General features: G+C 65.5%; 11 protein-coding genes and 1 pseudogene. 4 read left to right on the top strand and 8 right to left on the bottom strand.

Annotation, left to right across the window (positions count from 1 at the left end; genetic code table 11):
- Positions 1-47: 47 nt before the first annotated feature.
- Positions 48-653, bottom strand: a complete 606-nt coding sequence (locus RJT68_RS15765) for a metal-dependent hydrolase (protein WP_407037491.1) — start codon at positions 651-653, stop codon at positions 48-50.
- A 419-nt stretch (positions 654-1,072) separates the two neighbouring features.
- Here RJT68_RS15765 and RJT68_RS15760 point away from each other — a divergent pair, with 419 nt between their 5' ends.
- Both RJT68_RS15760 and RJT68_RS15755 read left to right on the top strand, forming a co-directional pair.
- Positions 1,073-1,987: a universal stress protein gene (locus RJT68_RS15760; protein WP_407037490.1), complete on the top strand. Its 915-nt coding sequence runs from the start codon at positions 1,073-1,075 to the stop codon at positions 1,985-1,987.
- A gap of 231 nt (positions 1,988-2,218) precedes the next feature.
- A complete protein-coding gene (locus RJT68_RS15755; protein WP_407037489.1) occupies positions 2,219-2,644 on the top strand; it encodes a universal stress protein in 426 nt (141 codons plus the stop codon).
- A 290-nt stretch (positions 2,645-2,934) separates the two neighbouring features.
- Here RJT68_RS15755 and RJT68_RS15750 read toward each other — a convergent pair whose 3' ends face one another.
- The gene (locus tag RJT68_RS15750; protein ID WP_407040392.1) at positions 2,935-5,679 is read right to left on the bottom strand and encodes a cation-translocating P-type ATPase; all 2,745 of its coding nucleotides are present in this window, start codon (positions 5,677-5,679) and stop codon (positions 2,935-2,937) included.
- A 516-nt stretch (positions 5,680-6,195) separates the two neighbouring features.
- Here RJT68_RS15750 and RJT68_RS15745 point away from each other — a divergent pair.
- A complete protein-coding gene (locus RJT68_RS15745) occupies positions 6,196-6,564 on the top strand; it encodes a hypothetical protein (RefSeq protein ID WP_407037488.1) in 369 nt (122 codons plus the stop codon).
- Positions 6,565-6,724: 160 nt separating this feature from the next.
- Positions 6,725-7,048 (top strand): DsrE family protein, encoded by a 324-nt coding sequence (locus tag RJT68_RS15740; RefSeq protein WP_407037487.1) that lies wholly within the window; start codon positions 6,725-6,727, stop codon positions 7,046-7,048.
- A 128-nt stretch (positions 7,049-7,176) separates the two neighbouring features.
- Here RJT68_RS15740 and RJT68_RS15735 read toward each other — a convergent pair whose 3' ends face one another.
- From RJT68_RS15735 to RJT68_RS15710, 6 genes and pseudogenes are all read right to left on the bottom strand, one after another.
- Positions 7,177-8,277, bottom strand: a complete 1,101-nt coding sequence (locus RJT68_RS15735; protein WP_407037486.1) for a glycerol dehydrogenase — start codon at positions 8,275-8,277, stop codon at positions 7,177-7,179.
- 513 nt (positions 8,278-8,790) lie between these two features.
- Positions 8,791-9,927 (bottom strand): aminotransferase class V-fold PLP-dependent enzyme, encoded by a 1,137-nt coding sequence (locus RJT68_RS15730; RefSeq protein ID WP_407037485.1) that lies wholly within the window; start codon positions 9,925-9,927, stop codon positions 8,791-8,793.
- A 98-nt stretch (positions 9,928-10,025) separates the two neighbouring features.
- Complete coding sequence (locus RJT68_RS15725) at positions 10,026-10,655, bottom strand: class I SAM-dependent methyltransferase (protein WP_407037484.1); 630 nt, start codon at positions 10,653-10,655, stop codon at positions 10,026-10,028.
- A 6-nt stretch (positions 10,656-10,661) separates the two neighbouring features.
- Entirely contained in the window at positions 10,662-10,874 is a 213-nt protein-coding gene (locus RJT68_RS15720; protein ID WP_407037483.1) for a YgaP family membrane protein, read from the bottom strand.
- A gap of 128 nt (positions 10,875-11,002) precedes the next feature.
- Positions 11,003-11,167 (bottom strand): annotated as a pseudogene (locus RJT68_RS15715) (M20 family metallopeptidase); the annotation flags it as partial.
- Positions 11,160-12,506: an FAD-dependent oxidoreductase gene (locus RJT68_RS15710; protein ID WP_407037482.1), complete on the bottom strand. Its 1,347-nt coding sequence runs from the start codon at positions 12,504-12,506 to the stop codon at positions 11,160-11,162. The pseudogene RJT68_RS15715 and the gene RJT68_RS15710, both read right to left, overlap by 8 nt.
- Positions 12,507-12,628 lie beyond the last annotated feature (122 nt).

The following is a 12,628-nucleotide window of genomic DNA, read 5'->3' as shown; positions in this document are numbered from 1 at the left end:
TAGGGGGTCACCGGACGGTCGTACCTGAGTCGTCGATCGGCGGACCGTCAGACCCCGCGGTAGCGTTCGGGGAGGTACGGGTGTAGCGGTTCCGGTACCAGCCCGGCGAGCCGCTCGGCGACGGTCGCGAGGGGTTTCCGAAGCAGGACGTAGGCGGTCGACACCCCCAGCAGCACAATCGTGACGGTACCGATAGGGCCGTCACCCGCGACGATCAGGGGCGCCGCTACGAAACCGGCGAGCGCGAGGTCTTCGGGGGCACCGTCGTAGCGGATCCAGCGGCGGGGTCGGATCCACCGTCCGTGGTAGTGACTGTAGACCGCCCGCTCCGAGCCCGCGAGCCAGGGGCGTAACTCGAGGCCGCCACCGGCGACGTCGGTCACGGCGTGGAGGGCCGCTGCGGCGAGCCCGACGGCGAGGAAGACGGTCGCTGTAGACGGTGCGAAGAACGCAATAGTGATCGCGAGAACGGCCGCGATCGGTGCGTAGACGGGGTAGTGAAGCGTCTTTCGGTGACCGGCGTAGAGATCGAGGTCGGGGACGAGGCCGCCGACGAGCCCCGCGACGAACGCTGCGGGGGCGAACTCCGGGGCGGTCGCGAGGACGGGGAGGGCGAGCGCCATCCCCGCGAACGCGTGAGTCGTCGCCATCATTGTGTCCTTTTCTAGCGGACGGAATCGTAAATAGGTTGCCCGTGGCCGAGCGAATCCGATCCCACTCGGTACGTTTGACGGTTGGCTGTACTCGCCCCGCGCTCACTGGCGTACGCAGATTGGCGATAGTCACGTGACAAATCGCCACCACTGACAAGATTCTAATGAAAAACAAATTACAATACATTACAACCGTATAATTGTAACATCTGCCTTGAAGTACCTTCATAAGACGGGGTTTGAGAGCATTGGCCTCGAACAATCTGTGAGGTGATATATGCGGTACTTTCGTGACACCACGCGATCAGGTGGTCCTATCAGTGGCCGCCACCGATCTGGCGTTCGTGTCGGTCCCGACCTCGACGACCGTCCGGTGTTGCCCCACAGAATTAATCGGCGTGGTACCGAAGTCTTCGCCGATGTCACCGACGACTGATGCGATCGATTCAGTTCTTCTGCCCACCGACGGAAGCGACGGCGCCCTCGCAGGGGCGAGACGCGGCGTCGATCTCGCCGCGACGGCGGATGCGACGGTTCACGTCCTATCGGTCGTCGATTCGTCCGAGATCGAGGGCGTCGCTTCCGTTCTCGAGTCGGACCTCGACGAGCAGCGGGCGGCGCTCGAAGCCGACGCGGAGTCGGCCGTCGAGTCCGTCGCGACGATGGTACGGGAGCGGTATCCGGAACTCGAGGTCACCAAGACGACCGAGCGGGGGACGCCGTATCGGGTTATCGACCGCTACGTCGACGACAACGGGATCGATGCGGTCGCGATGGGGACGAAGGGCCGAACGGGGGTCAGACGCGTCGTGCTCGGGAGCGTCACCGAGAACGTCCTCCGAACCGTCGACGTTCCGATGCTCGTCGTGTCGCCGGCGGCGAGCGACTCCCCGCTCACCGAGGATACGGTCGAAAACGTGCTCCTACCGACGGACGCGAGCGAGGGCGCGGCTGTCGCGGTCGACTGGGGGCTGGCGCTCGCGGAGACCTTCGACGCGATGGCGCACGCGCTCTACTCGGTCGACGTGAGTCGGTTCCCGCCGCAAATGGAGCCCGACGAGATCTTTTCCGGACTCGAACGGTCCCGCAAGGACGCACTCGAGGGAGTTCGTGAGCGCGCGCGCGACCGCGGCGTCAGCCTCACGGGCACCATCGCAGCGGGGCCGCCGGCGCGGGTCATCCTGGACTACGTCGACGACAACGACATCGACCTCGTCTCGATGGGGACCCACGGTCGGTCGGGGCTCGAGCGTCGCTTCCTCGGAAGCGTGACGGAAACCGTCGTCCGTAACGCCGAGTTGCCGGTGTTTTGCGTTCCGATGGGCAGCGAGTGAAACCGGCGCGCCGACGGCCGACCGGACCGCCGGCGCTTACCCGGCTACTCGAACCGGACGGTGGTCCCCCCGAGCCGCGTCGAGGGGCAACACTGACGGAAGGGACGCTACCCTTTGGAACGCAACGACGTCCCCACGCGCCGTCGATTCGCCCTCTTCGCCCCACGGGGCTCGCGCCGACCGTTCGAACGGTGTCTCGGTATTATGTCGGTGGACCTCGTGGTGATCCGTATGACCGATAGGCTACTCGTTCCGTACGACGGTTCGGAACCGGCGAGGGCCGCACTCGAGTACGCGCTCGAGACGTTCCCTGACGCGGACGTCGTCGCCCTGTACGTCGTCCCGGTTCCCGAGGGCTACTGGGCGGCGTTCCAGAACCCCGAAGATCGGATTCCCGCGGTCGATCGGGCCCGCGATAACGGACGCGATATCCTCGACGATGCGGCGCAACTCGCCGCGGATCGCGGTCGTGACATCGATACCGAAATTGCGACCGGGAAACCCGATCACGAAATCGTCGAGTTCGCGGAGGAAGGAGCGTACGATACGATCGTCATCGGAAGCCACGGTCGCGGGGGAATCTCGCGCGTCCTGCTCGGGAGCGTCGCGGAAAACGTCGTCCGCCGTGCGCCGATTCCCGTCGTCGTCGTTCGGTAGCGTCGACCGCCGCTTCGCGATGGCCGCCGAGGTCCCTGAGGTAGTCGGCGATTCCGGTACGCGTTCGCTGCTCTTCGGTTTCGAGCTCTCCCATACCAGCCGCAACGACAGGTGGTAACATATATCGAACGGGGCGCGGCGGCCGTTCGGGCGTCGCTCCGCTGCTGCATTTGTATTCCTCGGTGACGATCGGCTGGATCGGACCCCTGACGACACGGCGACCGTGAGGTGCATCCGGCCCAGTTCGTCGAGGTCCGCCTGGAGCGGCGTCCGCGTTTCCTCGGTTGCCGCTAGCTCTCGCGCGGTTCGAACAGTCGCGTATTCAATCGGGAGACGAGTACGTTGAGGACGAGGAACACGACGAACCCCACGGCGATCCACCCCCAGTCGACGAGCGCGAGCGGGACCACCCGGAAGAAGTCCCGGAGCGGAGTGTACAGGACCGCCAGGTGGATGAGGAAGGACAGGGCGATAGCACCCAGGAGCCACGGATTCGACAGAAGCGTCTGGTCGTAGCGGGATCGGATAACCTGTATCCGGACCAGCTCTCCGACGACGATGAACGTGAACAGCAGTGATTGAGCGCGCAGGAGCGACCCCGTACGATCGAGAGCGTAAAAGAAGATGCCGAGACCGGTCAGCGCTAAGAGCACCGCGATCGACAGTATCGACGCGAGCACGCGGGTGTTGATCACCCCTTCCTCCGCGGGTCGCGGCGGACGATCCATGAGCCCCGCCGCGTGCGGATCGGCGCCCAGCGCGAGCGCGGGAAGCGTATCCGCGATGAGATTGATCCAGAGAATCAGGACCGGCGTCAGAATCAGCGCCTGTGACGTCCCCGTAAACTGTTCCGGAAAGAGGACGCTCCCGAGCAACACGCCGAGAAACACCACCAGCACCTCGCCGGTGTTAGTGGAGACGAGGTAGTTGACGAACTTGCGCACGTTCTCGAAGATGCCCCGCCCCTCTTGGATGGCGTCCCGAATCGTGGCGAAGTTGTCGTCCTGCAGTATCATGTCCGACGCCTGCCGAGCGACGTCGGTGCCGCGCTGCCCCATCGCCACGCCGACGTCCGCCTGCGTGAGCGCGGGCGCGTCGTTGACCCCGTCGCCGGTCATCACGACGTTGTGCCCGTTGGACTGGAGCGCGCTCAGGATTCGGACCTTGTGATCTGGCGTAACTCGAGCGAACACGTCGACGTCTTCGACGGTTCGTTCCAGTTCGGCGTCCGATCGGTCGGCGACGTCGCCGCCCTCGAGCGCACCGTCGGGATCGAGTCCGATCTGCTCGCCGACGGCCGCGGCCGTGGCGAGATTATCGCCGGTCGCCAGGACGGTCCGGACGCCGGCCGACCGGCAGTCGGCGATCGCCGCTTCGACGCCCGCTCGAGGCGGATCGAGCATCCCCTGCAGTCCGAGAAACACCATCCCGTCCTCGATTTCGTCCTCGTCGGCCGACGGGTCCGAGACGGGCTTCGACGCGAACGCCAGCACTCGAAGCGCGTCCTCCGCGAACGACCGCGTTCGCTCGAGGATTTCGTCCCGCGTTTCGTCGGTGAGTTCGCGCACGTCACCGTCGGCGAGGATGGCGTCACACCGATCCAAAACGACCTCCGGGGCACCCTTCGTGTACGCCGTCAGTTCCCCGTTTTCGCCGTTTTCGACGACGACGGTCATCCGTTTACGCTCCGAGGAAAACGGGATCTCCCGGATCCGTTCCTCGGTCGGGTCGAAGCCCGCTTCGTCCGCGACACGGCGGATCGCAATCTCCGTCGGATCGCCGCGATACTCGTCTGCGTCGACTCTGTCCGCATTATTGCAGAGTGCACCGCACCGCAGTACGTCGGCGATTTCGGGGTCGGTATATCGATCGCCGTTGGCGGCGATCCGCCGCCCTTCGACGTCGGTACCTACCGATCGCGAACCCAGCTCCGACGGGTGGACGACGGATCCGGAGGCGTACAGCCGAGTGACGGTCATCCGGTTTTCGGTGACCGTCCCGGTCTTGTCCGTGACGATGACGTCGACCGATCCGAGGCTCTCGACGACCGGGAGCCGCCTGACGAGCGCGTTCCGCTCCACCATCTCCCGCGCGCCGAGCGCCAGCGTGAACGTCACGACAGCCGGCAGTCCTTCCGGAACTCCCGCGACGGCGAGGGTGATACCGACGAGGAGGATCGCGACCGGTTCCGTCGCGGTGAACAGAAACTGAACGACGACGACCAGGACGATCAGCGAAACGACGAGACCGCCGATCTGTTTGCCGAGGTGCTCGACTTCGGATTGAAACGGCGTCCGTCGGTCGTCGATCTCACCCAACTGGGCCGCGATACCACCGACTTCCGTGTCCATGCCGGTCCGGACGACGACCGCTCTCCCTCGACCGTTCACGACGGTCGTGTTCTTGTAGACCATGTCGCGTCGCTCGGCCAGCGGCGCATCGTCTTCGGCAGCTTCGTCAGACTTCTCCACGGGCGTGCTCTCCCCGGTGAGCGCCGACTCGTTGGTCCGCAACTCCTCGGCGTCGATGATTCGGGCGTCCGCGGGAACGGCGTCTCCCTGTTCGAGATGAACGACGTCTCCCGGGACGAGCTGGTTTGCGTCGGTGGACTGCGTTCGACCGTCTCTGAGAACGGTCGCGTCCGGACTCGCGAGTTCACGAAGCGCTTCGATGGAACGGGTGGCCTGATAATCCTGGACGAAACCGAATAACCCGTTGACGCCGATGATGAGCCCGATGAACCCCGCTTCGGCGTAGTGCGGTTCCTCCCCGGGAACGAATCCCACGCCGAGTGAGAGAATCGCCGCCACGATGAGGAGGTAGATGAGAGGGTTACGGAACTGGGAAACGAACAGATCGAAAGGCGACGCGCGTTCGGCCTCGCGGATGTCGTTCGTCCCGTATTCCGACAACCTCCGGTCCGCTTCGGCGGACGAAAGCCCCTCCTCGCCGGTTGCTAGCGTCGAGAAGACGTCCTCTATCCGCATCGCGTGCCAGCGATTATCGCGAGTCGTATCCGGATCGGTCTGGGTCATGTTGCGAGGGGGGTTTTCGAGGAACACCGCAAGCGAGCGAGGACCGTCGTCCGATTCGCACACTGCAGATATGTGAGTTTCGGGCCCAGAGACGATAGTGTCACGGTTGCGCTCCGCCGATCGGTATCGTTGATCGACCATCGCCAGCGGCGGATCCGGTACGTCTTCGCCGGCGCGACGCCGGGTCCAGCGTGGCGGACTGGTCGCGAAGAGGTCGTCGGTTGCGCCCACGGCGAACCTGTCGATCTCGATTCTACGATCGCTGCAACCGGCGCGATCGGCCGAAGCCGTTCGTGCCGGTCTGATTCCGCGGCGCCGGCGTACGCCTCGAGCGTTCGGCCCGGCGATGATCGAACATGCACCGATCGTACTCGCCGCTACGACGACCGTTGTTGTCAGTTGCAGGGAGGGAGCGGAGTCGTCGCGAACGTCCCCGGCGGTCGGCCGTCGACGCCCTCGTTTCGCTGAACGAACGGTTATCAGCCCGCCTGGCGAAGGGAACGCTAGGGATTACCCGTGTCACGATCTAACTCCACACTGACCCAGCGCGAACGCGGGCAGCGATTGCGCAAGCAGCGAGCCGCGCTCGAGGCGATTCCGCCGGTCGACCGATCGGTCGAGAACGGCGTTCTACGCGTGACACGGCGCTTTCGCGGTCTCTCCCTCGAGCAAGCGGTGGGGTACCTGGAATCGCTCGGTGGGGAGCGAGTCGAGCCGAACGAGGTCGAGGGCGAGGGGTGGCGAGCCGAACTCTCGACCGAGACGGTCCCGGTCGGACCGTCGTACCGACTCACCGAGGTGACGATAACGTGGACGGGCGAGACAGACGTGCTCGAGCCGATCGTCTTCCGGTTTCGGCTCAAAGCGTTTCGGGCGCCGGGGTGACGGGGCGAGCCGCGGACGCGTGTACGGCGAGGGTTCGATCGATCACCCTCGAACTCGAGGGCGTACCGTTTTCAAGCCGATGAAATAAACGACGGGTACAATTCCGTCGACCGAGGGAGCGACGCGGCTCGTTCAAATAGCTTCGCGTGGACGGGTACCCATGCACCTCGGAATCGTCCTCGAGACGAACGATCCGGAACGGGTTTGGAACGCGTTTCGACTGGCGACTACGGCGCTCGAGTCCGAGCACTCCGTCGAGACGTTTCTGCTGGGTGACGGGGTCGAGGCCCCGGACCTCGAGCACGAGAAGTTCAATCCGCACGGGGTGATGGTGAAATACGTCCAGAACGGCGGCGAGCTCCTGGCCTGCGGAACGTGTCTCGACTCACGGGACCTGTCCGACGGTCGGCTGCGACCGCGCGCGACGATGGGCGACCTCCTGGACTGTATCGAACGGGCTGACGAGGTGATGACGATCGGCTAACCGTCCGTTAGGCGTCGAAACGTTACGACCGGCTCGGCGCCGGTATCAGCGACGTACAGCGCGTGGAGGGCCACGCCGTAGTCCCCCGAGTTCCGCCACACGGTCGAGTGCCACATCGGCGTCGGGACTTATCGGCGGTCGAGCCGTCGTCCGATCGCGTCGGCACCGATGAGAGCGTCGCGAACGTCGTCCGGCGTTACCGCGAACGGCTCGTTGTGGATCGTCTCGTCTTCGGCGCAGGCGGCCTCGGCGACGACCGCGAGATCTTCGTGCGACGGCTCCTCGAGCCCGATTTCGGCGAGCGTCGTCGGAAGCCCCACCGACGCGGCGAATTCGACGACGTCCTCCACGAACGCGTCCTCGCGCCCCTCGAGGACGAGTTGTGCGATCGTCCCGATCGTCACCTTTTCGCCGTGGGTCGCGTCGTGGGTGACCTCGAGTTGCGTGAGACCGTTGTGGATCGCGTGGGCGGCGGCCAATCCGCCGCTCTCGAAGCCGAGGCCGCTCAACAGCGTGTTCGCCTCCACGACCGCTTCGACGCTCTCAGTGACGGCGTCGCGCTCGACGGCGTCGACCGCCGACCGGCCGTGTTCGCGGAGGGTCGTGTACGCGAGGTTCGCGATTTGCCGAGCGGTCCGGGTCGAGCGGGCCTCGAAAAGGGTCGTCGCACCGGATTGGAAGACGGCGTCCGCCTCGAACCAGGTCGCGAGCGCGTCGCCGATACCGCTCCGGAAGAGGCGGGTGGGTGCGTTCGTCACGACGTCGGTGTCGATCAACACGAGATCGGGATGGCGCTCGTAGACGTGAAATTCGACGAATTCACCGCCCTCAGTGTAGATAACAGCGACCGAACTCGTCGGTGCGTCCGTCGACGCAACCGTCGGCAGCGAGACGAGCGCCCCGTCGGTTCTCTCCCGGGTCGCCCTCGCCGTGTCGATCGCTTTCCCGCCGCCCGCTCCGACGATCAGGTCGGCGTCGTGGTCCGTATGGCGGTCGACGACACGGTCGATCTCGCGCTCGGAGCACTCGCCGTCGAAGAGTACCCTGTCGACGTCGAACCCCGCCGCCTCGAGGCTCGCTTCGATGCGTTCACCGACGATATCGAGGACGACCTCGTCGCCGAGAACGAGCGCCGTATCGCCGAGCGATTTCGCATGGTCTCCGATATCGTCGAGCACGTTTCGTCCCTGTACGTACGCTCCTGGCGATCTGAATACCCGTGTCGTCATAGCTAATCGACGGCCCGAATCGTCGGGCCGACGGGTAGCCTTCACCGAGTGAGCACCTATAGTTGACCGGCCATAACTCGACTATTGTCCCCTCGGTCCGTGGACAAAGGGCTACCCGTGTTCGACCGGTTCGATACGTGACCGTACTTGATCGGTATTATCTAACAGGCAATCTCCGGTTTCCTGTCGTGGTTTTACGTTCATAACTCTGCAACATCATGATGAAATACCAATCATTTGGCGGCACGGTCGGCCCGGTGAACTGAAGCGGTTGAAACGATCAGATAGGCTACTCATACCAGTGACAAACAGACGGAACGGACGGGGTCTGAGACTCCGGGTCCTACCGAAAACGTGCCCAGCCAATCCCGATCACGACGTCTCCACCGATGAGGTGACCGGTGCAGGTCAGCCGAGCTGGACTACCGTTTTCCTTGTAACACAGGTCACATCGGCGGGGATGGTGGCTCTCTCAGTCGTGTTCAAAAGCGGCTGCGGAGAGACGTCCGCGGGTTAGGTCCACTCCGATTCGAGACCGTCGAGCAGTCGATCGACCTCAGTCCGGGTGTTGACCGCGTGGATCGATGCCCGGATCGCGTTCGGTGTCGGTAGTGCGCGGAGGACGATCCCCTCCGACGCCAGCCGTTCGACCGTCGCTTCGGGGTCGTCGACAGCTATCGTCACGAGGCCGGATTCGGGCGTCGCGGGGCTGTGCAGTTGCGTATCGGGGATACCGTCGGCGAGTCTCCCGGCCAGTTCCTGGATCCGCTCCGCGATACGATCGACGCCGACCGCTTCGATCCCATCGATCGCCTCGACCAGAGCGACGTGTGGGGCCGGGCTCGCCGAGCCGACCTCGAATCGCCGAGCGCCGACCGCAAACTCGTAAGGCTCTGCAGTCGGCGTCTCGACGCTTCGATAACCGACCGTCCTCGGCGCGAGGGTTTCGGCGACGTCGCGGTCGACGTAGAGGAAGCCGCCGCCCCACAGCCCGAGGAGCCACTTGTGGCCGGCGGCGGCGACCGCATCGGCACCCCACTCTCGAACGTCCATCGGCAGCTGTCCGGGCACCTGGACGGCGTCGACGAGCGCGAACGCGTCGTGCTCGTGGGCGATCTCGACCAGCTCCGCCACCGGAAGGTGCGTCCCGTGGGTCCACGTCACCGCGCTGAAACAGGCGAGTCTGGCGTCGGCGACTGCCGCGGCGAACCGCTCGAGGTCGATCCGGCCGCCCGTCGTCTCGACGACGCGAACCTCGACGCCGTCCCGCTCGAGGCGCTGCCACGGGAGGGTGCCAGCCGGATGCTCGAGGTCCGTTCTGACGACGACGTCGCCGGGCTGCCAGTCGATCGCGTTGGCGACGGCGTTGATCCCGGCCGTCGTGCTCTCGGTGAGCGCGATCTCGTCCGGTTCGGCTCCGAGAAACGACGCGACCGCGTCTCGAGTGCGGTCGAACGCGTTAAACGCCGTCTCGTAGGGATCGTCCGCGATCGGCGACTCGTACTCGTGCTCGCGAACGAACTCGGCGGCTGCGTCGACGACGTACTTCGGACTCGGGCCGTGAGCGCCGAAGTTGAGATAGGTGCCCTCATGCAGGGCGGGGATATCCGCCCTGAGCTCGATCGGCGTCAGTGCCGTACTCGTTTGCATACCTCTCCTACGGACTTGGGGGCCAATAATCTTGGGTGTGATGTGAAATACTGTTCCAAACGGTCGGACGTGCTCCCGCCACCGTCGACGGGTAACGGTCACCGACCGTCGGCCGTCGACTCGCCCATCGTCCGTTCGAACAGGAGCCCGTAATGATAGGGCGGGAGTTCGATTCGCTCCGCGAGGGTAAACGTCTCGTACTCCAATACGGCTGCCGTCGTGTCGTCGGGCGACAGCCGCAGGTCGGTCGGGGGCCCCCGTGGCTCGCCCGCGACGGTGGTCGTTTCGCGCGGTCGATCGTGCCAGTTGACGACGGTGAACCGCCCGCCCGGTCGGAGCGCCGCCGCCACCTCCTCGACGAATGCTCGTTTGTCGCCGACGCCGTGGAACGTGTTCGCGACCAGGACGACGTCGACTCGCTCCGGGAGCAAGCGGGCCATCTGCCGCGCGTCGCCGTGAACGGGGACGACGTTCTCGATCTCCTGTCGCTCGGCGAGGCGGGCGCACTCCTCGAGCAGCGACTCCTCGAGGTCGAGCGCGTAGACGGGCTCGGGATCAGTAATTCGGGCGGCGGGGAGCGCGAAGTAGCCGTTCCCGCAGGCGACCTCCGCGACCGTTCGACCGGGTGCGATCCCCAGACGGCGGAGCGTCGCCCCCGGCGTCGGCCACAGTCTCCCCCACCAGTCCCAGTCGGGTTGTCCCGTATTCTGGAATCGCTGCGCGTCCATGGCGGGTCACGCGCCAGTATCGACGCCCAGGATTCGGTACAGGAGGCAGGTTCGAGTCAACGCCGTCCCGAGGAGAACGCCTCCGATTACCAGTGCGAGGGCACCCACCACCGTCCCGAACTCGAGTACTCCGATGAGAATCGCGATCCCGAGGACGGCCAGGACCGTGCCACCGACCGCACGAACGTTTCGATCCACCAATCCGATATTGTGCTCCATACCCACAAATATGCACACGGTCGAGTTAAGCGTTTCCCGAGTTCCGAGCGCTGGGGGCCATCCGGACGTCGCCGTCCCGTCGACTGTGGCCGTCCCCAGTTCGGCTCGACGTCGACCGATTATTGCGACAGGTACTCCTCGAGCAGCGGGACGATATCGCGCGTGTCCCCGGGCGGATTCGCCGTGTCGACCGCCAGCAGGTCGAGCGTGAGGTCGATCAGTTCCTCGCGGTGATCGGCGACGTAGGCATCGAGTTCGCCGGGTTCGTCGATCGTCGTCGCCGTGTCACTCAAGTTTCCCGTTGAGGACCTTCGCCGCGGTCAGAATCGGATCCCAGACGGGGCTAAAGGGCGGGGCGTACGCCAGGTCCGCGTTCTGCAGTTCGGTGACGGTCGTGCCGGCAGTCAGCGCCGTCGCGACCGTATCGATCCGCTTCGCTCCTTCGCGGCCGACGACGGTACCGCCGAGCAGTTGCCCGCTCTCTCGATCGGCTATCAGCGTGACCGTAAGCTCCGCGCCGTCGGGGTAGTAATGGGCGCGGGTCGACGCCGAGATCGTGACCGAGACGGGATCGAAGCCCGCTTCGCGGGCCCGATCTTCGTCGACGATCCCCGTGCGTGCGGCCCCGAGGTCGAACGCCTTCACGATCGCGGTGCCCGCGATCTCGCCGACCGGCGTGGGATCGCCGGTGACGGTCTGCCCGATCGCCCGCCCGGCGCGATTGGCCGTGAGGGCCAGCGGGACGTGGTCCGGTTCGCCGGTCACGAGGTGTGTCGCCTCGGCGCAATCGCCCGCCGCGTAGACGTTCTCGTAGTTCGTCCGGCCGTACTCGTCGGTCGCGATCGCACCGGTCGGCCCCAGTTCGACCCCGGCCGCTTCGGCGAGGTCGGTGTTGGGTGCCACGCCGACGCCGACGATCGCTACGTCCGCAGGAACGGTCTCGTCCTCGAGTTCGACGGCCTCGACGCGCTCGTCGCCGACGAACCCCGAGACGGCCGTCTCGAGGTGCAAGTCGACGCCTCGCGCACGCAGGTGGTCCTCGACGACCTCCGCGACGGCCTCGCCGAACGGCTGGAGGACGTGGGGGAGCATCTCGTAGAGGTGGACGTCGACGCCGCGGGCCGACAGCGCCTCGGCCATCTCGATCCCGACGTAGCCGCCGCCGACGATCGCGGCCGTCTCGGGGCCTCGTCCGGTGACGTACTCCTCGATGGCGTCCGCCTCGTCCATGTCGTGGATGGTGAACACGCCCTCGAGTTCCAGTCCCCCGAACGGCGGTTCGATCGCGCTGGCGCCGGTCGCGACGAGGAGGTCGTCGTAGGGCTGCTCGTACGTTTCGTCGGCCGTTTCGACCGTAACGTACTCGTTTTCGGGGTCCACGTCGACGACCTCCGCGCCCGTTCGAAGGTCGACGCCCCGCTCGTCCCGGAACTCCTCGGGCGTCACGGTGACGAGATCGTCCAGATCCTCGACGTCACCCTTCACGTAGTAGGGCATCCCGCAGGCCGCGTAGGAGACCCACTCCCCTTTCTCGAGGACGATCACGTCCAGGTCAGGATCCTCGCGCTTCACCTTGCTCGCGGCGCTCATCCCCGCCGCGTCACCGCCGATGACGACGAACGTTTCGGTCATACCCGTGAGTTGGAGCGCGAACGACTAAAGTATATCTGAGAATTCCCAATACTCTACAACCCAGGTGGAGCGGCGGGTGCGTCCAAGCCCCCAGGTCGGATGCTCCGGGTCGCGTCGCGAGA

Source organism: Halovalidus salilacus, from assembly GCF_031852275.1.
In the GTDB taxonomy this organism is placed as follows: Archaea; Halobacteriota; Halobacteria; order Halobacteriales; family Natrialbaceae; genus Halovalidus; species Halovalidus salilacus.
Note: the sequence above shows the minus strand (reverse complement) of the source record. Positions and strands in the feature narration are given on the sequence as shown.